Genomic DNA, 21291 nt, shown 5'->3' on the forward strand with positions numbered 1-21291 from the left:
ACCTGGAAAGGGTCCAGCACGGCGCTAAAGTCTCCAACCGCGCCGCAGAAACAAGTGTCAAGTAATTCCGCGACAGCACGGATACCTATAAGGCAAACTTTAGCTAACATGCGGTCGACATGCGTCTCCGCAGGTAGCGGGCATACACGCCGATAGGGCGTCAGACACGGATGCCCTAGCTCCCCAATTCAAGGGACCGTAATCCTGAGAATCTCCTCGCGCGGCCTCGCGCCTCCATCGCCAAACCGGCCCAGGGGCATCTGCTAAGGAAGGCCGGTTCGCCGGCAGACGTCGCCCAGCGCGATCGCCTGCTGTCGCGACAGCCGAGCGAGGTAGTACGCACGAATCCCGCGCGCGTAGGTCACGCCCGCCGCTGCCGACCGCTTCCGACCCTCGGCGGTGATGTGTGCAAGCACCGCTCGGCGGTCATCCGGGTGCGGCCGCCTATAGACCAATGCCTCGGCTACCAGGCGGTCGATCAGCGACGTCACCCGACTCGGCCCTAGCGCGAAAGCCTTGGCCAGGTCCCTCATTTGGGCCGACCCGGCGTCGGTACTGGCGAGGCGGTCCAGGACCAGGACTTCAAAGAGGGTCAATCCGTGGGCATGGACCAGGCATTCATTCAACGCGGCAAGCAGGCGTTCGGAGGTATCGACAAATTGGTGGACGCAGGCACTTTCAGCGGCGTCAAGCGCCGGCAGTTCCCACACTGGCCGCTCAAGAGCCCGCAGGTGCCCCATGCCGGGCGATCGTATCCACGACACGCGACGCCCGGAGTCTAATTCGGCAACTTGGTGCTTCGGACAGCGCAGGAGGCGAGTGGCTCAGTCCATCGTCGACTTTTTCGGAAGGTCTGCGGCGTCCAGTGACGCGCTGATCTGATGACAGCTGGCACCCAGGGCAAGCATTTGCTGGCGGGACATCTGGTTCACGTAGAGCCGGCGGATCTGTTCGGCGTAGGTTTTGCGGGCCTCCCCCAGCCTCATTCGGCCCTCGGGCGTGAGCTCGGCCCGCACTCCCCGACCATCACCGGGAATAGGTATCCGGCGAACCAGACCGCGACTTTCCAGCCGCCGGGTCAGCCAAGTCACCCGGCTGCGGAGCAGCATCAGCGCCGCGGCCAGTTCGCTCATTCGGACAGATCCGCTGTCGGACTTGGCAAGAAGATCCAGCAGTCGAAGCTCGGACAGATCCAGTCGGTGCCGGCCCAGCAGGCTTCGGTTGAGCGCGCCCAACAGATTGGTCGACGACTCGACGAACTCTTGCCAAGAACTCTGCTCGATGTCTTCGAGCCCCGGCAGCCGCATCGCCGGCGCTTGGCCCCCTGTGTCCTCCACGGCGGGCGACGGTACCGAAACCCTTCCCACAATGACCACGAAAATCGGGGGCGTTTGCATCCTTCTACATACATCAGTATTGCGCGGCGCCAGCCCGCAACGCTGCCAGCCAAGGCATCGAGGCCTTTCACACGCCCTTTTGAGGCATCCCCAGCAAATATACAAATGGGGACGGTTGATTCAACCGGCAACTAACTCGCGAGTAGCAATCAGAACGTGTTCTAGCAGGGGGTCCAAGCAGCGACGAAGTCCCGCACCCAGCCGGTAACCGCTGGACACATGCGCTGCCCGAGCCCAACGAGCATTGGCCGAGAATTTCAATGATGAACGCCCGTAATGCATTTCCCAGCTACTTCACAGGGAGTGAAAACGGCATTGGAGCAAACCTCGGGGCGCTGCGAGCTGGCGCAGATCAGAGCGGCGGCTTGACTGCGAGCTCGCCACCGGGGGCCCGGGACACATACAAAGTCGAGTCGGCCTGCCGCAGACCAGAATTGATCCGTCGACAATTCTCCTCGAGCGTGGCGAGCTGGCGCCGCGACAGGGTGCCGATGAGATGGGTCTTGACCCCCTGGGCGTAGTTGTGGCTGGCATGTCCGGCCACCCGCCGGCCGTCGTCGGTGATCCGGGCGACCACCCCACGCCGGTCATCGGAATTCTGTTCGCGCTGAACCAAACTCCGCTCTTCGAGTCGACGGATCCGTTTCGTCATATGGTGCGGGTTCGCGCCCAGAGCGTCGGCCAAGTCGCCCATCCGCGCCGCACCGCCGTCAGACTTGTCCAGGATGTCGAGCACCCGCAAGTCAATGACGGAGAGGTTGTGCGCTTCGGTCAGCCAGCGGTCCATCGTGGCGTGAAAGCGCAGCGCAGCGTGCAGAAAGTTCTGCCATGACTTTTGTTCGGCGATGTCCAATCCGGGGAGATCGCTGGGGGTGCGGCGACGAGCCGAACGTTGCATAGCGTCATGGTAGCCACGCTTAGCTCCAGCGCACCAACGTCATTCCGCATCCGAGAACCTCGCACCTGTTAAGGATCGACGAGCCTGGCGGTTCGTTGAATACATTTAATGCCGCCGAGCCGGTCGGTACAAATGCCGACCAAGGCCCAGGGGTGAGGGGTATGCGCTCGTTGAATCAGTGCCGCGAGAGATTCCCAGACCGACCGCTTGTCCACATTTTGCATACAAATTGATCGGCTGGCGATGCGCAAGACGCATCGGGACTGCAGCGACGGTGCCCGAAATTTGCTGCCGAATCTCTACGCGCTGAATGCCTGGGCCATGGGCTGAATTCGGCGGGGTCGCAACCACCGGCGGTGAGCGGCCCGCGGAAGGAATACGCCGAACCCGATGTGCATCGGGTGCGAAAAGGGCGGTGGCGGAGGGATTTGAACCCCCGGACGGTGTTAGCCGTCTCTCGCTTTCAAGGCGAGTGCATTAGGCCGCTCTGCCACGCCACCGCGGGAAATCGTACCTTGGCCGGGTCAGTGCTCCCGAGCAGACGCAAACTCGCACGCGCACGGCGCCTTTAGTGCGAGTCTGCGGCCGCTCGTCGCCGGGTCAGCCGGGTTGGCCGCTGCCGCCGGTGGTGCCGGGCTGGCCCGGCGGGGTACCGGTACCGGCCACGCCTCCGGCGCCACCGGAGCCGCCCGCCCCGGCTGTTCCGTGGGCACCGTTGGACCCATTGGTGCTGGTGCCACCGGCGCCTCCGGCCGCCCCGTTGCCGCCAGTTCCCCCGTCACCGCCGTTGCCGCCGGGCAGGGTGTTGCCGCCCGCGTCGGTGCCACCGTTGCCGCCGCGGCTGCCGGCTCCACCGGTGCCGCCCGCTCCGCCGGTACCGCCGTTGCCACCGTTGCCGTCCACCGCAGCGCCACCTGCGCCGCCGACGCCGCCGTTGCCGGCGGTGCCACCGTCGTGGCCGTTACCGCCTGGTTCATGCGCGGGGTTGGTGGCCGGCGCGCCCGTGTAGCCGGTTCCGCCGACGCCGCCGGTACCGCCATTGCCACCATCGACGCTGCCTTGCGCACTCCCACCTGTCCCGCCCACGCCGCCGTCACCGCCGACGCCGACCGTGCCGGTGCCGCCCATACCGCCGTTGCCGCCATTGCCGGCGTGGCTGGGGCCAGCACCGTAGGGGTTGTTGGCGGGCATGGCGACTCCGCCACTGTTGCCGCCGGTCCCACCGGCACCGCCGTCACCGGCGGTGCCGCCTGACCCACTACCGCCGAGAAGGACCATGCCCGCGCCGCCACTGCCGCCGGTGCCGCCATTGCCGCCCGATGCCGTGCCGCTTCCGCCGTTGCCGCCTACACCGCCGGCACCGGCATTGCCGCCGCCGTACGCGGTGCCGCCGGTGCCGCCGCTGCCGCCATTGCCGCCGACGCTGACCACACCCGGCCCGGTCGCCCCGGCACCACCGTTTCCGCCGGCGCCGCCGACCGCACCATCGCCGGTGTAAGCGCCTCCGCCCGACGAGCCGCTGCCGCCGTTACCGCCGTGGCTCCAGATGGTGCCGGCTCCGTCGTCCCACCCGGTGCTGTCGCCGCCGTTTCCGCCGCGGCCGCCGGCCCCGCCGGTGGCACCCGATCCGGCACCGAAGAAGCTGTCACCACCGTTGCCGCCGGCATAGGTTCCGGTACCGCCGTCCCCGCTGTCGCCGCTGGCCCCACCGACCCCCGCTTGGCTGCTTCCGCCCATGCCGCCACCGCCGCCGTCTCCGCCAATGGTCTTGACGGTGTTGTCGCCGGTAGCCCCATTGCCTCCGGCGCCTCCGTTGCCGCCCGCACCACCGGCACCGCTTTGGGATGGAGCGCCCCAGCCGCCCCAGCCGCCGCTGCCGCCGGTACCCGCGGTGGCATCTCCGCCGGCTCCGGCATTTCCGCCGGCGCCGCCGGTGTTGTTGCCGGCGGACTGGCCGCCGTTTCCGCCCCAGCCGCCGCCACCACCGTTGAGGCCGTTGCCGCCGTGGCCACCAAGGCCGCCGTTGCCGCCGACGTTGCCGTTGCCGGCGATCCCGCCGTCACTGCCGGAACCACCGTTGCCCAGGTAGTGGCCATTGACGTCTTGGTAGGCGTCGCCGCCGTTACCGGCGTCTCCGCCGTCGCCGCCGTTTCCGAGCTGCCCGACGTGTCCATACATGGGGCTGGTGTAGATGGAGGATCCGCGCCCGCCGGCCGCACCTCCGGCGCCGCCGCCCCAGGACCAGCCGCCGTTTCCGCCGTCGACGTGATCGGCGGTGCCGGTGGCGCCGTCGCCCCCCTTACCGCCGGCTCCGGCGTTGCCGCCGTTGCCGCCGTTGCCGAACATGAAGCTGCTGCGCCCGCCGGCCCCACCGTTGCCGCCGTAACCGCCGGCTATACCATTGCCGTCGCCGCCGTTGGCGAATGTGCCTGCGGCACCGGCTAACCCATCCGCTCCATTACCGCCGATCCCACCGTTGCCGAAGAACCACCCCGATGCGTTGCCGCCCGCTCCGCCGTTGCCACCGGCCACCGCGGGGTCCAGGGCGATCCCACCGTTGCCTCCGGCACCGCCATTGCCCATCCAGATCCCGCCGGCGCCACCATCACCACCATTGGCGCCCGCGCCACCATCACCGCCGTCGCCGCCATCGCCAAACCAGCCGGCCGCATTGCCACCGGCACCGCCGGCCACACCGGCTTCAGTGCTGTCCCAACCGTTTCCGCCGTCGCCGAACCACAAGCCACCGTTGCTGCCGTCGGGATTGGCCTCGGTGCCATCGGCCCCGTCACCGATCAGGAACTGACCGGCCGAGGTGTTGATCCAGCCGTTGACCATCGACCCGAAATCACTGTTGATCCAGGCCTCCATCGAGGTGTGGATCGGGTCGTAGAACCACTGATCCAGCATGGAAGTCCAGTCGAAGGCACCTACATCGGCTGGCTCGGGAGTCAACCAAGATGAACTGTCGAAAAGATCGGCAATCCAATCGAATTCATCGGCGTGCGCCGCCGGGGCCGTAGTGAGCGGGGCCATTCCCAAGGCCAGGAACGCTCCTACGGTGCTGGCGGCGCCGATCGCGCGCTGGTGAGGACGATTCATCGTCGAGTTACCTCTTTCATCGGAAACGGTCGGGGGGATAACGGTTTAACCGGGTTGTCCGGTGCCGCCGACGGCGCCCGGCTGGCCGTCGGGGTTTCCGGTGCCGCCCGTGCCACCGGCGCCACCTGCACCCGCCGCACCGCCTGCACCGTGAGTTCCGTTGGTGCCGTTGGTGCTGGCGCCGCCCGCTCCACCGGCCGCGCCATTGCCGCCGGTTCCGCCGTCGCCACCGTTGCCGCCGGGCAGCACGTTGCCATCGGCGTCCGTGCCGCCCTTGCCACCATTGCTTCCGGCTCCGCCGGTGCCGCCCTTGCCGCCGATTCCACCGTTGCCACCGTTGCCGTCCACCGCAGTACCACCGGCACCGCCAACGCCGCCGTTGCCGGCGGTACCACCGTCGTGACCATCACCGCCAGGCCCATGTGCGGGGTTGGTGGCGACTCCGCCGGTGGCGCCAGTGCCGCCTTGGCCACCACTACCGCCGTTACCGGCGTTGACAGCACCTTGCGCATTGCCACCGGCTCCGCCGGCACCACCAATACCGCCGGCACCGATGGTTCCGGTTCCGCCCATACCGCCGTTGCCGCCGTTGCCGGCATGGCTCGGGCCGGCGCCGTAGGGGTTATCAGTGGGCATGGTGACACCGCCGCTGTCGCCGCCGGCACCACCCGCGCCACCGTTGCCTGCGGTGCCGCCTGTACCGCCGGTCACGGGGACAACTGCGCTACCGCCGCGGCCGCCCGTACCCCCGTTGCCACCGGATGCCGTGCCCGAGCCGCCAGCGCCGCCGATGCCACCGTTGCCGGCCGTCGTCCCGCCGTTGGTGGTTCCGCCCTGGCCGCCATTACCGCCGTTGCCGCCGACGCTGACCACTCCAGCACCGGTAGCGCCGTTACCGCCGGCGCCCCCGGCGCCGCCGACTCCACTGCCAACATCAGCGTTGCCGCTGCCGCCTCGCCCGCCGTCACCGCCGTTGCCGCCATGGCTGTAGGTCGTGCCGTTGTTTTGCCAGCCAGTGCTGGTGCCGCCGTTACCGCCGTTACCGCCGACATGCCCGTCAGTACCGGCAAAGCCGCCGGCACCGCCGTTACCGCCGGCATAGGTGCCGGTTCCGCCGTTCCCGCCGTTCGCGCCGGGGACCGCTGATCCGCCCCTGCCGCCGGCGCCACCGTTACCGCCGATGGTCTTGACGGTGGGATTGTCGGTAGCACCGTTGCCGCCGTTGCCGCCGTTGCCGCTGTGGTCGCCGTAACCGACGCCGCCCCTGCCACCGTCGCCCCCGGTGCCGGCGGTCGCATCGCCTCCGTTGCCACCGGTTCCGCCGTTGCCGCCGACACCGCCGCCTCGGGTGTTTCCGGCGTAGCCGCCCCCACCGCCTTGGCCTCCGTTCAGGCCGTTGCCCCCGTGGCCGCCGTCACCGCCGTTGCCGCCGTTGCTTCCGTAACCGGCAAAGCCGCCGTCACTGGCGGAGCCGCCGTCGCCAACGTAATTGCCGTTTGCATCCTTATAGGCGTCCCCGCCGTTGCCACCGTGGCCGCCGTCGCCGCCGTCACCCATCTGCCCGGCATGCCCGAATATCGGGCTGGTGTAGATGGTGGAGCCGCGCCCACCGGCGTCGCCGCCGTTGCCGGCGCTGCCCGAGTAGCTGCCGTCACCGCCGTCGACGTGGTCGGCGGTGCCGGTTGCTCCGTTGCCGCCGTCGCCGCTGGCGCCTCCCTTGCCTCCGCTTCCGCCGTTGCCGAACATGAAGCTGCTGCGGCCTCCGGCGCCGCCGTTACCGCCAGAGCCTCCCGCACCGGCGTTGCCGTCACCACCGTTGGCGTACGTGCCAGCGATTCCGGCGGCGCCGTCCGCGCCGGCACCACCAGCACCGCCGTTGCCGAAGAACCAGCCCGATGCGTTGCCTCCGTTGCCGCCGATCCCGCCGTTCCCGCCGGCCTCCAGGGCGATCCCACCGTTGCCTCCGGCACCACCGTTGCCCATCCAGATCCCGCCGGCTCCGCCGTCACCACCGTTGGCGCCCGCGCCACCGTCACCGCCGGTGCCGCCGTCGCCGAGCCAGCCGGCCGCGTTGCCACCGGCACCGCCGGCCACGCCGGCTTCGGTGCTGTCCCAGCCGTTTCCGCCGTCACCGAACCACAGCCCACCATTGCCGCCATCGGGATTCTCGGCGGTGCCGTCAACCCCGTCACCGATCAGGAACTGCCCCGCCGAGGTGTTGATCCAGCCGTTGACCATCGACCCGAAATCACTGTTGATCCAGGCCTCCATCGAGGTGTGGATCGGGTCGTAGAACCACTGATCCAGCATGGAAGTCCAGTCAAAAGCACCCGCGTCGGCCGGCTCGGCGACCAGCCATGCCGACGAATCGAAAAGATCAGCGATCCAATCGAATTCATCGGCTTGAGCCTGCGGGGCCACGGTCAGCGGGGCCATTCCGAACGCCAGGAACGCACCAGCGGTGCTGGCGGCGCTGATCGCGCGGCGACCGGCGGTGAGGTGACGACTCATATTGCGGGTGCCTCTCTAAGCAACTGGGAGTTAAGGGTTTAGGGGATCAGAGCCCGAGCAGGTCGCCCAGCCAACCGAACGCATCGGTCGCTGCGGCGCCACCGTCATCAAGGATGGGCAGTTCCGCACCCGCCAACGGTGGCGTCACCACCACCGGGCCCTTGCCGTCCCAACCCGACCCGAGCAGGGCGCCGACGGTCTGTCCCCAGGCCTGCCAGGCGGCGATCGGCCCGATGCCGGCACTGTTGAGATCGAGGGTTCCCAGAACCGGGACACCGCTGAATTCGATACCCACACTTTGGAAGATGGAGCCGCCGACCGCGGGCGTCTCGGTTGCGACGACACCACCGGGGCCGAGTACCTGATAGCTCACTGCTGGCGCACCCGTGGACAGCAACCCGCCGAACGCAAAGTCCAGGTGGTCCATGTTCATACCGGCCGGGAAATAGCCCGACGAGTTGATCATCGGCAGCAGCGCATCCAGGTTCAAGGTGGCGCCGTTGAAGAACGCCCCACCCATGTTGGCCAGGATGTCGAACGGGTTGTCGCCGTCGGTGATGCCGTTGAGCAACGCGATCCACGGGCTGATCATCGGGCCGATCATCCCCATCAACACCGCACTGGCAGGGGAGCCCAGGTAGTCGATGATCGGCATGATCGATTCCTTGTCCACATCCGCAGGGATGTAGCCGGCGACCTGGCCGAACATCAACTGATGGGTGCCATCCATCGTGTGGTTGAGCACCGTGGAGTGGGTCGCGTCGGTCTCGTTCTGCAGCGCCCAGCCCGAGATCACCGCGTTCAGGTGCTTCTGGATCTCCTCGTTGACGTCGTTGGTGGATCCTGACGGGTCGTTGAGCAGCCGGTCCCAGTAGTCCATCTGGTTGGCCCAAAACTGTTGCATCCCTACGCCGGGTGCCAGATACCAGTTGTTGAGCATCGTTGTGACATTCGCCGACGCGGCATTGAGGACGTCCTGGAACGCCCCCGTCAATGCGACCGCGTGGGATTGGACATCAGAGGGAACCGGCACCGGCGCAGACAACGGCGTGACCGCGACGAGACTGGCTCCGACCAGGGCCACGCCAGCGGTGGCATAGGGGCGAACGGTGGCGTGCAAGGGGAACTCCTCGGCTGATGGATTGGTGACGCACTGAACAGCGATGAACGTAACTAAGCGAGGGCTGAGTGTCTCCAATCGAACCTTGTTATCCGTGAATACGTTTGCTGTCACACCGCGCCGGGTTGCGACTCCAGACCGTGGATTCCCAGGTCAGCGCCGTAATCGGGGGTGGCGGATCGACCCAAGCAGCGGGGTCAACTGTTTCAACCTGTAACTACCAGCGGGTAACCAGTCCGCTTGTCCCCCATGGGGAATGGCGCCAACCACCTATCAGCAAACTGTGAAAACACTGGGAAGCACAAGGCAGTGGTGGCCCCAGGCATAGTTCGAGCGGCGGATTACCGGTGACCGGCGTCGCTTTCCACCGCAACTATCGGCGCACTCCGGCGAACGGTCCGTACCGGCCGGTCGGCACGGGTGTTGAGGGGTAAGCCGATCCGGCGGCATGCGTCGCCGAGCGCGATCGCCTGCTGGCGCGACATCGGGTCCAAGTAGGTCCGGCGAATTTCCCTGCCGTAGAAGGAGAGCGCCGGCCCCAGTCGCACGCGTCCGTGCAGCGTGATGTTGACGACGACGCGTCGTCGATCGCCCTGAACCGGTGCACGGCGCACCAGGCCTTCGGACTCCAGACGGGTGATCTGCTGAGTTATCCGGCTGGGCTGCAGGGAAAACGCCTGACCCAGCGCGCTCAAGGGCGCCGATCCGCCCGGCGACTTGGCAATCAGATCCAGCAGCAGAATGTCGATAAATCCGAGCTGGATCGCCTGGGTCAAACGGTCGTTCAATACCGGGAAGAGCGTCGCCGACGACGACATGAACTGATGCCAGCACCGCTTCCCAGCATCATCAACCCCGGGCATATAGCACGTGGGCGCCTCCGGAAAGGCTTGGGAGTCAACGCGAACCGAAACGGGCGTGCCAGGTTCAACCAAGGCGCGCCGCAGTTCGGAAAGCCGCAGACCCTCGCCAATGCGCCAACAGTTCTCCGCGACAGTGGTGACCTGGCGAGTCGATAGTGGTCCCAGCAAGTAGGTCGAGACGGCTTTCGCGTAACTGATGATCGCCTGATCGATCATGGTGCGCCCGTCGTCGGTGAGCAGCGCGACCACCCCGCGTTTGTCCTGCGGATCAGGCTTGCGGCGCACCAACCCGCGCTCCCCCAGCCGGTCCATCCGCGTCGTCATCTGACGCCGGGTCGCGCCGAGCAGTTCGGCCACATCGCCCATCCGAGCAGATCCGTCCGAGGACTTGACCAGGATGTCGAGCACCCGCAAGTCGATTACCGACAGTTGGTGATCAGCGTTGAGCGCCCGGTTCAGCACCGCGTCGAATCGCAGCACGGCTTCCAAATAGTGTTGCCATGCTTGGCGTTCGGCGAGATCCAAGCCGGGTAAATCACTCCCCGTCCGGCGGCGATCGTTGCGCTGCACAGCGTCATGCTAAGCCCAACACTTAGGTTTCCTCATCGTTTTCGACCGCGTCGGGCCGGTAGTAGCGTGTCCGACATGCACGCCATCATCGCTGAATCCCCCGAAGTCCTCGCTTGGCGCGAGGTCGGCGATCTTCAACCGGCCCCGGGCGAGGTGCTGATCCGGGTTGCCGCCGCCGGGGTGAACCGGGCCGATCTGCTGCAAGCGGCAGGCTTGTATCCGCCCCCACCCGGGGCCAGCGACACCCTGGGCCTGGAGGTCTCCGGCGTCATTGCCGCGGTGGGCGATGACGTGTCGGATTGGACGGTCGGCCAACAGGTTTGCGCGTTGTTGGCCGGGGGCGGCTACGCGGAGTACGTCGCGGTTCCCGCGCCCCAGGTGCTGCCCATCCCGGTCGGGGTCGACCTGGTGGATGCGGCCGGCCTGCCGGAGGTGGCCTGCACCGTCTGGTCGAACCTGGTCTTGACCGCTGGGTTGTCCGAGGGCCAGTTGCTGCTGGTACACGGTGGAGCCAGCGGCGTGGGCAGCCACGCCATTCAGGTGGCACGTCAGCTCGGGGCGTGGGTGGCCGTCACCGCCGGATCCGAGGCCAAGTTGGCGTTCTGTCGTGAACTTGGCGCCGAGATCACCGTCAACTATCACGACGAGGACTTCGTGGCGCGGGTGCGTGAGGCCGGCGGCGCCGACGTGATCCTGGACATAATGGGGGCGGCCTACCTGGACCGCAATGTCGATGCGCTGGCCAACGACGGCCAGCTGGTGGTTATCGGGATGCAGGGCGGGGTCAAAGGCGAGCTGAATCTGGGCAAGCTGATCTCCAAGCGCGCCCGGGTGATCGGCACCGCGTTGCGCGGCCGGCCAGTGGAAGGGCCGCACAGCAAGGGCACGGTGGTTGCCGCGGTGACCAGCGAGCTCTGGCCGATGCTCGGCGACGGCCGGATCAAGCCGGTGATCGGTGCGCGACTGCCCATCACGCAGGCCGCCGAGGCACACCGGATGCTGTCGTCGGGTGAGGTGACGGGCAAGGTTGTGCTGACGCTCTGAGCGCCGGCACCCATGGGGTGTCCATCCGACTGACTTTTGCGGCAGCGACCGGTATTTCGGCGCTGACACGCGTGCCTCAACGTAGCATCATTCTTGAGGAAGATTGCGACGGCGCTGCCGTCAACGGAGACCAGGAGGCACGTGCAATGACCACCGAAACCGGAGCGGCTACAACGGATTCGGGTGCGCTATGAGTTCGCGTATGCCGCGGCAACGGGTCGGCTTGAGCGATGCGCTCCTGAGCGTTCCGCCGCCACCATTGCCTATCCTCGATGAGCCGTACAGTATTCGCTTTGCAGACCAGGACGGCGATGCCGCAATGATCTCCGAGTGGATGAACCGGCCGCATTTGGAATCAACATGGGGCTACGCGTATCCGCCCGATGCATGGCAGCGTCACTTGAACGTCCAATTCGAAGGCAGCTACTCGCGCCCCTATGTCTTTAGCGTCGACGGGGAGCCCCTCGGATACATGGAATTGTTCCGGGCCGCACAGGATGACATCGCGACTGTTTACGACGCGCACCCCTATGACGTCGGTCTGCATGGCGCCATGGCCTCGGCCGACATGGTTGAGAAAGGACATGGAAAGAACATCTTCGGACCGTTGGTGTCGAGCATATTCGCGGCCGAACCCCAGTGCCGACGTGTCATCGGCGACTCCAAAGCCGCCGGCTCGTACGGCCGTCGATTCTGGGAGCGCCGGGGCGGGGCCTACCTCGGCGAACACTATATGTCCAAGTGGGATCAGCACATCGTCCTATTTGCCTGGCCGAGAACGCCCGAAGATATTCCGGGTTATCGCAGTACCTCGTAGCGTCTTGATGGCGCGATAAGGGCGGTGACGGATCATTATCCGTCACCGCCCTGTTCGTTGGCGTGAGTTCGCTTGGCCCGCAACGGATGAACCCCCGGACCCGACACCGAAGTGCCGGACCGGGGATTCGTCCGTTTACGCCCTGTCCAGGCGTCTGGCTAGGGTGCGCCCGTGCCGCCAGCACCACCGGCACCGCCCACACCAGCCGGGCCCTTGCCAGCGCCAGCAGGAGTGCCGGCCACACCATTGGCACCCGCGTTACCGGCGACACCGTCGCCGTTGGTTCCACCGGTACCACCTTGACCACCACTGCCGCCTGCACCCGCCCAGTTGGACTTGCTGGGCCGGGAGGCACCGTTGACGCCGTTACCACCCTTACCGCCCATGCCACCGGCACCGCCCTGAGCCTGGGTGCCGTCGGCGTTGGCCCCGCCCTGGCCGCCGGTGCCACCGGTACCGCCGGCACCGCCGCTACCTCCGGTACCACCACCACCAGTGCCCTGACCGACGAGGCCGTTGTAGCCGGCACCACCGGCACCGCCGGTGCCACCGGTACCCGCTTTCCCGCCGGTGCCGCCCTGACCGCCGAGACCGCCGGCGCCGTGTTCACCGGCATTTCCAACACCCAGCGCAACACCACCGGCGCCACCTTGACCGGCCGCGCCGCCGACACCGCCGTCGCCGCCCTGACCGCCGACGCCACCGGTACCACCGGTACGCCCGGGCAGACCCAGGTCACCCGCGCCGCCGGCACCGCCGGTGCCGCCGTTACCACCGGTACCGCCGGTGCCGCCGATCCCGCCGCTGCCACCGAGGCCGCCCTTGCCCCCGTCACCGGTCACCGTGCCGCCCGCACCGCCGACACCGCCGGTGCCACCTACTCCACCGGCAAACCCGGTGGCGCCCTTGGCGCCGTCGCCGCCCGGGCCACCGGCCATCGAGTTGCCGTTCGGGTCCTTGGGTTGGTTACCCGTGCCGCCGTTCGCGGCGACCGAGGTGTTGGCTCCGGCATTGCCACCCTTGCCCGCGTTACCACCGGTGCCACCGTCGCCGTGTTGGCCGGCCGCACCGCCGTTACCACCGTTACCGCCGGCGGCGCCGGCGCCGTTGGCGGCGTTGGTACCCGACGTGCCGTTGGCACCCGTACCACCGTTACCCCCGGCACCGCCGTTGCCGTACTCGCCGGTGTAGCTACCGCCGGTACCGCCGTTGCCACCGGCCTGCGCCAAGCCGCTGCCCAGCGTCGTGCCAGTGCCGCCGTTACCGCCGGTACCACCAGCGCCGACCGCGCCGTGGTTACCTGCAGCGCCACTCTCGGCTTGGGTCACCCCATCGCCACCGAGACCGCCGGCACCGGCCGCGCCGCCGGCTCCGAAGGTGCTGCTGCTGTTACCGCCCTTACCGCCGTTACCGGCCGCAGCATTCGTTCCACCACCCGCGCCGTCACCACCGCGGCCGCCGACACCGGCGTTACCGCCCTTGCCGCCGTTACCGCCATGGCCACCTGAGCCGTCCGCACCGTTGTTGCCAACCGTTGCCGTACCGCCGGCACCGCCTTGGCCACCGGCACCACCGGCCCCGCCAGCCCCGGCGGCGCCGGTGGCGTCACCGCCGACACCACCGTTGCCGCCGGTTCCGGCCGTGGCGTTGGTTCCCGCGGTGCCGTTGGCGGCGTTTCCGCCGGCGCCACCGTCACCACCGATACCGCCCTGGCCACCGGCGCCACCGTCACCGGAGATGGAGCCACCGGCGCCACCGACACCACCGTTGCCGCCGGCCGTACCGGCCGTACCGTCGGTGCCATTGACGCCGCTGGTGCCTCCAGCCACGCCGTTGGATCCAGCGCCGCCGTCACCGCCGATGCCGCCGTGTCCGATCGTGCCGGCAGCGCCACCGGCACCGCCGTTACCGCCGGTCTGGCCGAGTGCTGCGTTACCGCCATCGCCACCGTTGCCGCCGTTGCCGCCGAGCACCAGGCCGTCCTGGCCGTCGGCAGCAGCCGTGCCGTTGCCGCCGATTCCGCCGGTGCCACCTTGGCCCGCCGTACCCGCGGTGCCGCCCTGACCACCGTTACCACCGGAGCCAGCGATCGTGTCGCTGCCACCGCCGGCACCAGCGCCGCCGTTGCCGCCGTTGGCGCCGTCGCCAGTGTTACCGCCCGCGCCGCCCTTGCCGCCGGCACCGGCAGCGCCAATGTTGCCGTTGGTGGCGTCGCCGCCGATTCCACCGCTGCCGCCGTTACCACCGGCTCCGCCATCACCGTTGGTGCTGGTGGCGTCGCCACCGTTGCCACCGTTGGCGCCGCTGCCGGCCGCCGCATTGGTCCCGGTGGCACCGTTGTCGCCGGCGCCGCCGTGGCCACCGGTACCGCCGGCACCGCCGGCACCGCCGACACCGCCATTGCCCGCCTCAGTACCACCGGCACCACCCCGGCCGCCGCTGCCGCCGTGACCGCCGGCCGTGCCAGCCGTGCCGTTACCGCTGATGTCGGTGCCGCCATCGACGCCGGCCGAGCCGACGCCGCCATTACCACCGGCGCCACCGGTGCCGATCACGCCGGCGTTACCGCCCTTACCGCCGGAACCACCGTTCTGCGCCGAGCCGTCGCCCAGGGTCTGGCCGGCACCACCGTTACCGCCGGCCCCGCCGTCACCGCCGGAGCCGTTGGTGCCGTCCTGGCCGTCGCCCGCCTGAGCACCACCCTGGCCGATGCCGCCGGCGCCGCCGGCACCACCGACGCCACGGTTTCCGCCGTCTCCGCCGATGCCACCGTTTCCGGCAGCCGCGTCGATACCGCCGTTGCCGCCGTGGCCGCCCGCACCACCGTTACCGGCGTTGCCGGCGTTACCGCCTGCTCCACCGACGCCGCCGGCGCCATTGCTGGCCGTGCCGCCCTGGCCACCGGCACCACCGGAGGCCGCGTTACCGCCCTGGCCGCCGTTTCCGCCAGTGTCGCCGGCCAAGCCAATGACACCGTCGCCACCGTTGCCGCCGCTACCGCCGGTACCGCCGGCGCCACCAGCACCTGCAGCACCCGAGGTGGTGCCGCCTGCACCACCGTTACCGCCGTGGCCACCGGTGCCACCGTCGCCACCGAGAGTGCCGTTGCCGTCGATGTCGGTGCCGCCAGCCAGGCCACTACCACCGTGTCCACCAGCACCGCCCGCGCCACCGGTTCCGATCGCACCGGCCGCGCCACCGTTGCCGCCGTAGCCGCCGGCCTGGCCGGTGACACCGTCGGCGAGCATTGCGCCGTTACCGCCGGCACCACCGACACCACCGTTGCCGCCGCCGGCAACCACGCCGGCCGCACCGTCGGACCGGTAGGTGACACCGTCACCGTTCAGGCCGCCCTTACCGGCGGAACCAGCCGTACCCCGATCGCCACCGGCGCCGCCGTTACCGCCGTGTCCCGCGGTTTCTTCAATGCCACCGCCGGCACCGTTGCCGCCGCGGCCACCGTCACCGGCCTGACCGGAGGCACCGCCGTTACCGCCGATACCACCGCTGCCGTTGAGGCCGGCCGTGCCGTTGCTCGCGCTACCGCCCTTTCCGCCGCTGCCGCCGGCGCCGCCGGATCCACCGTTGCCGCCGTTGCCGCCATCGGTGCCGTCGCCGCCATTCCCGCCACTGCCCGCAGCGGCGTCGGTGCCAGCGAGGCCTTGCACGCCCGCGCCACCGGCGCCACCGTTACCGCCGGCACCGCCGACACCACCCTGACCGCCGTTGCCGGAGATCGAGCCGCCCTTACCGCCGTTGCCCGCGCTACCACCAGCCGCGCCGTTGCCACCCGTTCCGCCGTTGGCCAGAGCCGTCGAGCCGGTCGCGCCCGCGGCACCGGCGCCACCGTTGCCGCCGGCACCACCGTTACCCACGGGTCCGGCATTGCCACCGTCACCGCCCGCACCACCAAGCTGAGCGGTGCCATCGGCGAGCAGCACGCCGGTACCGCCCTTGCCGCCGGCCCCGCCGTTACCGCCGATAGCCGCGGTACCCGCGTTGCCGCTGGCCGCCTGGGCGCTGTTGTCGGCGTTCCAACCGCCCGCGCCGGCCGTACCGGCGGTGCCACGGACACCGCCGTCGCCGCCGTGACCACCCGAGCCCGCCACCGCGCCCGTGCCGCCACCGGCACCGTCGGCACCGCGACCACCGTTACCGGCGTTACCGGCGTTACCGGCGTTACCACCCGCGCCACCAAATCCGTCCACACCGGCAGTGCCGTGACTCGAAGTACCGCCGGCCCCGCCGTTACCACCGACCCCGCCGTTACCACCGACCCCGCCGTTGCCACCGTTGGTCCCGTCCGCGCCGGAGCCGCCGCTACCGGGAGTCACCACGGCACCACTGACGCCGTTGGCGCCATGGCCGGCGTTACCGCCCGCACCACCGACACCACCCTGGCCGCCGGCACCGCCGTTGCCGGCATTCGTTCCGCCGGCACCACCGACACCGCCCGTACCACCGACACCGCCGTGGGTGCCGTTGGTGCCGTTGCCGTCGTTCAGAGTGACGCCGTCTTCACCAGCCGCACCTGCCCCACCGTTGCCGCCGGCACCACCGGTGCCCACCGAAGCCGCGTTACCGCCGTGCCCACCGGCGCCGCCGCCCTGGCCCGTGTCACTGCCGCTGATCACACCCGCGCCGATGCCACCATTGCCGCCGGCACCACCGTCGCTGCCGATACCGGCCACGCCACCGCTGCCGTCCGCACCGTCGCCATTCGTGCCGGTACCGCCCGCACCCGCCGTGCCCGCAGCGGCACCATCGGCGCCATCGCCACCCGCACCGCCCGCGCCCGCGTTGGCAGCGCCGCCGCCACCAAGGCCCTTACCACCGGACCCGGCCGTACCAGCGTTGCCACCGTCGCCGGCGTTACCGCCGACACCACCGGTGCCGGCGACAGCGTCACCGCCCTGGCCACCGACACCACCCTGGCCGCCAGCACCGGCGTTGCCACCGTTACCGCCCGCGGCGTCGGCCACGGTCGCGTCCGCGCCCGCGCCGCCGGCACCACCGTTGCCACCCTTACCGGCGTTGCCGCCAGCACCACCGTTGCCCGACGTGGAGCCACCGAGACCGCCGGTGCCACCGTTACCGCCGACGCCACCGACCGCCCCCGCGGTCCCGTTGCCGTCGCCGCCCGTAATCCCGTCCACGGTCGCTCCGACACCACCGGCACCACCGGCACCACCGTTGCCGATCGCAGCCGCGTTGCCACCAGCACCACCATGACCGCCGCCCTGGCCGACCCCGCCGCTCAGACCCACGCCGGCGCCGCCCTGGCCACCGACGCCGCCATCGCTGGCAACGCCGTCGGGGCGAGTGGAGCCATCCGCACCGTTAGTCGTGCCGGCACCGCCGAGGCCGACCTGGCCCGCTACACCGCCGTCGGCACCGTTTCCGCCGTTACCGCCGTTGCCCGCGTTCGCTGCACCGCCGCCGCCGAGGCCCTTACCGCCGTTGCCCGCGACGCCACCATTGCCACCCATGCCGGCGTTGCCACCGGTGCCACCAGTGCCATTGGTGGCCGCGCCACCCTGGCCACCGTTGCCGCCCGCGCCGCCGGCCCCGGCGTTGCCGCCGTTACCACCGGCCGTGTCGGCCACCGTGGCGTCCGCGCCCGCACCGCCGGCGCCACCCTGGCCGCCGACACCGCCGTAGCCGCCCGCGCCGCCGTTACCCGAAATGCTGCCGCCGGCACCACCCAGGCCACCGTCGCCACCGATACCACCGACCGCTCCGTCGGTGCCGTGTCCGTCGTTGCCGGTGACACCGTCTACCGTCGCACCGGCGCCGCCGGTGCCACCCATTCCGCCGTTACCGACCGCGGCGGCGTTGCCACCCTGGCCGCCGTTGCCGCCGCCCTGGCCGGTGTTCGTCCCGCTGATCAGGCCGTATCCGTCGCCTCCGCGACCGCCATCGGCACCGTCGGCCGCGATGCCATCGGTGCCGGTGGCCCCGTCCGCGCCCGCGTCGACCCCGACGCCACCCACGCCGGCCTGGCCGCCTGCGCCGCCGAGGGCGCCGTCACCGCCGTTGCCACCGGCACCGGCGTTGGCGCCGCCACCGCCGCCGCTGCCCTGACCGCCGACGGCCGCCGTGCCCGCGTTGCCGCCGGTACCACCGGCGCCACCTTGGCCGCCGGTGCCTTCAGCCGAGGTACCGCCGGCACCACCGGTGCCGCCCGCGCCACCCGCACCGGCGGCTCCACCGTTGCCGCCCGCGAGGTCCAGCAGGTAACCGTCGTCGGCTGCGCCACCGTTGCCACCGTTACCACCGGCGCCACCATTACCACCGGCGCCACCGTTGCCCGAGCCCACACCAGCGGCACCGCCGGCACCGCCGTTGCCGCCTACGGCACCGGTACCACCCGCGGTGCCATCGATGACCACCGTCGTTCCGTTGATTCCCGACGCGCCGTTGCCGCCGTCGCCGCCGACACCGCCGTCGCCGCCGATACCGGCCGTACCACCGGCACCGCCGTTGCCGCCGGCCTGCGGCACAGTTCCGCCGAGCAGTTCACCGTCTCCACCGCGGCCGCCGGCGCCACCGTGGCCGCCGCCGCCCTCGGCACCATCAGCGCCCTGGTCCGCCTGAGCACTGTTGTCCGCGTTCCAGCCACCGGCACCACCGGCGCCAGCCGAGCCGCGGTTACCACCGGTACCGCCCTCTGCACCGGATCCCGCCGTGGCGTTGTTGCCGCCACCCGCACCGTCGCCGCCGCGACCACCATTGCCGGCATTACCGGCCGCGCCACCGGTACCACCCTGGCCGCCGTCGCCGTCGGCGCCGGCGTTGCCCGCGGTCGCGGTGCCGCCGGCACCGCCCTGACCACCGACACCACCGGCACCACCGTTGCCACTGTCACCGCCGCCGATACCCACCGTGCCGTCGCCGCCGCTGCCAGCCGCCGCGTCGACACCGGCCTGACCATCGAGCCCGTGGCCACCGGCACCACCGGTGCCGCCGACGCCGCCCGCACCACCGGCGCCACCGTTACCCACGGTGGTGCCGCCGGCACCACCGATGCCGCCCGCACCACCGGCCCCACCGACAACGCCGTCCGTGCCGTTACCACTGATGTCCGTGTGCCCGGCCGTGCCGGTCGCACCCTTACCGCCGACGCCACCGTTACCGCCGTCACCGACCGCCCCGGCGTTACCACCGTTGCCGCCCTGGCCACCGGCCTGCACGGTGCCATCGCCCAGGAGCTCACCGGCACCACCGGCACCACCGTTACCGCCGTTGCCGCCGGTGCCATCGGCGCCAGCCGCGCCCGAGGCCGCGTGGTTGCCGCTGCCGCTCGAACCACCGGCGCCACCCGCGCCACCGCTACCGATGGCACCACCGGCGCCACCCTTACCGCCGTTCCCGGCCGCTGCCCCGGTACCACCACCGGCACCATCGCCACCGTTACCACCGACACCGGTCGCCCCCGCGGCGCCACCGTCGCCACCGATACCACCGACACCGTGCGCACCCGCGGTGCCGTGCGCCGAGGTGCCGCCGGCACCACCGTCGCCACCGACACCACCCACGCCGCCGTTGCCGGCCGTGCTGGTCGCGTCACCACCGTCGCCACCGTTGTCACCGCTACCGGCGGCCGCATTCAGACCCGCAGTGCCGTCGGCACCGGCACCGCCGACACCACCGGTGGCACCGCGGCCACCGGCACCACCGGCACCACCGTTGCCGGCCTGCGAACCACCGGCACCACCAGCGCCACCGACACCACCGGCGCCACCGGCCAGACCCGTGGTGCCATTGCCGTTGGCATCGGTGTGTCCGGCCACGCCAACCGCACCGTCACCACCGGCACCACCGGCGCCACCGTTGCCCAGCGAACCGCCGTCACCACCACGGCCACCAGCACCACCGGCGCCACCGGCGATGGTGGCGTCGGCGCCGTCGCCACCACGACCACCGTTACCACCACCGGTCGCCGCCGTACCCGCATTACCCGCAGCGCCACCAGGCGCAGCCGCACCACCGGCACCGGCCACACCCGCGTCACCACCGCGACCACCGGCGCCGCCATCGATGTGCGCACCATCGCCGTCTGCGCCGGCGCCGCCGTTGCCTCCGGCACCGGCATTACCACCATCACCAGCGGCGCCGCCAACACCCGCGACACCCGACGAGCCCAGCAGACCACCAGAGCCAGCCGCACCACCGAGACCCGCGGCACCACCGGCACCACCGTTACCACCGTTACCGGCCGCGCCGCCATCGGCGCCCGGTGCGGTGGCGTCGATGCCGTCACCGCCATCGCCACCGTTACCACCATCGGCACCAGCACCACCGGCACCACCCTTACCACCGGAACCGATCAGCCACGAACCCTTACCACCGGCACCACCATTACCACCAGCACCACCATTAGCACCGGCAAGACCATTCAGCCCAGCACCAACCGCCGCCCCAGCAGCACCCACCGCACCATCGCCACCAAGACCACCATTACCGCCCGAACCGAACGCCAACCCAAGACCATCACCACCGGCACCACCAACACCACCGGCACCACCAGCGATACCAGCACCCGCAGCACCACCATCACCGCCGATACCCATCCACCAGCCACCGTTACCACCGGCGCCACCGTCACCACCATCAACACCCGCACCACCGGCGCCACCATCGCCGAACATGCCCGCCGAACCACCAACACCACCAGTGCCATCAGCAGCCGTACCACCAGCACCACCATCACCGAACCACAAACCACCAGCACCACCAGCAGCCTGCGCCAGCGTCCCACCATCAATACCGTCAGCACCATTGCCGATCAGAATCTGACCGAACCCAAAAATATTGATGAAGTCATTAACCGCAGACCCAAACGAACTATTGATCCACGCCTGACCCAAGTCATGCCACGGGTCATAGAACAACGACCCAAACCAATCATCAGCAGCAGCCGAACCCGGCACACCCGCCAACGACGCATCAAACGACAAACCCACATT

Annotated in this window: 10 protein-coding genes and 1 tRNA gene; 2 read left to right on the plus strand and 9 right to left on the minus strand. The window is 70.0% G+C overall.

Features of this window, described 5'->3' with window-relative positions; genetic code table 11:
• Positions 1 to 263: 263 nt before the first annotated feature.
• The 8 genes from ACKY0X_RS21320 to ACKY0X_RS21355 all read right to left on the minus strand — a co-directional run bounded on the left by ACKY0X_RS21320 (position 264) and on the right by ACKY0X_RS21355 (position 10461).
• The gene (locus ACKY0X_RS21320) at positions 264 to 740 is read right to left on the minus strand and encodes a MarR family winged helix-turn-helix transcriptional regulator (RefSeq protein WP_409427601.1); all 477 of its coding nucleotides are present in this window, start codon (positions 738 to 740) and stop codon (positions 264 to 266) included.
• Positions 741 to 824: 84 nt separating this feature from the next.
• Positions 825 to 1337, minus strand: a complete 513-nt coding sequence (locus ACKY0X_RS21325; RefSeq protein WP_409427602.1) for a MarR family winged helix-turn-helix transcriptional regulator — start codon at positions 1335 to 1337, stop codon at positions 825 to 827.
• A 412-nt stretch (positions 1338 to 1749) separates the two neighbouring features.
• Positions 1750 to 2295, minus strand: a complete 546-nt coding sequence (locus ACKY0X_RS21330) for a MarR family winged helix-turn-helix transcriptional regulator (protein ID WP_409427603.1) — start codon at positions 2293 to 2295, stop codon at positions 1750 to 1752.
• Positions 2296 to 2708: 413 nt separating this feature from the next.
• Positions 2709 to 2795, minus strand: a tRNA-Ser gene (locus ACKY0X_RS21335).
• Between the two features lie 100 nt (positions 2796 to 2895).
• The gene (locus ACKY0X_RS21340; protein ID WP_409427604.1) at positions 2896 to 5397 is read right to left on the minus strand and encodes a PGRS repeat-containing protein; all 2502 of its coding nucleotides are present in this window, start codon (positions 5395 to 5397) and stop codon (positions 2896 to 2898) included.
• A gap of 45 nt (positions 5398 to 5442) precedes the next feature.
• The gene (locus ACKY0X_RS21345; RefSeq protein ID WP_409427605.1) at positions 5443 to 7908 is read right to left on the minus strand and encodes a PGRS repeat-containing protein; all 2466 of its coding nucleotides are present in this window, start codon (positions 7906 to 7908) and stop codon (positions 5443 to 5445) included.
• Between the two features lie 46 nt (positions 7909 to 7954).
• Positions 7955 to 9028: an outer membrane porin GjpA gene (gene gjpA, locus ACKY0X_RS21350; protein WP_409427606.1), complete on the minus strand. Its 1074-nt coding sequence runs from the start codon at positions 9026 to 9028 to the stop codon at positions 7955 to 7957.
• A gap of 341 nt (positions 9029 to 9369) precedes the next feature.
• Entirely contained in the window at positions 9370 to 10461 is a 1092-nt protein-coding gene (locus ACKY0X_RS21355) for a MarR family winged helix-turn-helix transcriptional regulator (RefSeq protein ID WP_409427607.1), read from the minus strand.
• Between the two features lie 75 nt (positions 10462 to 10536).
• Between ACKY0X_RS21355 and ACKY0X_RS21360 the strand changes: the two genes are divergently transcribed.
• Both ACKY0X_RS21360 and ACKY0X_RS21365 read left to right on the plus strand, forming a co-directional pair.
• Positions 10537 to 11505, plus strand: a complete 969-nt coding sequence (locus ACKY0X_RS21360; protein ID WP_409427608.1) for an NAD(P)H-quinone oxidoreductase — start codon at positions 10537 to 10539, stop codon at positions 11503 to 11505.
• A gap of 190 nt (positions 11506 to 11695) precedes the next feature.
• On the plus strand, positions 11696 to 12322 hold the full coding sequence (locus ACKY0X_RS21365; RefSeq protein ID WP_409427609.1) for a GNAT family N-acetyltransferase: 627 nt from the start codon (positions 11696 to 11698) through the stop codon (positions 12320 to 12322).
• A gap of 158 nt (positions 12323 to 12480) precedes the next feature.
• Here ACKY0X_RS21365 and ACKY0X_RS21370 read toward each other — a convergent pair whose 3' ends face one another.
• A complete protein-coding gene (locus tag ACKY0X_RS21370; RefSeq protein ID WP_409427610.1) occupies positions 12481 to 20973 on the minus strand; it encodes a PE family protein in 8493 nt (2830 codons plus the stop codon).
• Between the last annotated feature and the right edge of the window lie 318 nt (positions 20974 to 21291).

The organism is Mycobacterium sp. SMC-11 (assembly GCF_046250095.1).
GTDB lineage: Bacteria > Actinomycetota > Actinomycetes > Mycobacteriales > Mycobacteriaceae > Mycobacterium > Mycobacterium heraklionense_A.

Excerpts from the sequence above, each read along its gene's own strand:
- ACKY0X_RS21320 (WP_409427601.1), bottom strand. The coding sequence starts at position 740 with ATGGGGCACCTGCGGGCTCTTGAGCGGCCAGTGTGGGAACTGCCGGCG.
- ACKY0X_RS21340 (WP_409427604.1), bottom strand. The coding sequence starts at position 5,397 with ATGAATCGTCCTCACCAGCGCGCGATCGGCGCCGCCAGCACCGTAGGA.
- ACKY0X_RS21370 (WP_409427610.1), bottom strand. The coding sequence starts at position 20,973 with ATGTTCGGCGATGGTGGCGCCGGTGGTGCGGGTGTTGATGGTGGTGAC.
- ACKY0X_RS21345 (WP_409427605.1), bottom strand. The coding sequence starts at position 7,908 with ATGAGTCGTCACCTCACCGCCGGTCGCCGCGCGATCAGCGCCGCCAGC.
- ACKY0X_RS21365 (WP_409427609.1), top strand. The coding sequence starts at position 11,696 with ATGAGTTCGCGTATGCCGCGGCAACGGGTCGGCTTGAGCGATGCGCTC.
- ACKY0X_RS21330 (WP_409427603.1), bottom strand. The coding sequence starts at position 2,295 with ATGCAACGTTCGGCTCGTCGCCGCACCCCCAGCGATCTCCCCGGATTG.
- ACKY0X_RS21360 (WP_409427608.1), top strand. The coding sequence starts at position 10,537 with ATGCACGCCATCATCGCTGAATCCCCCGAAGTCCTCGCTTGGCGCGAG.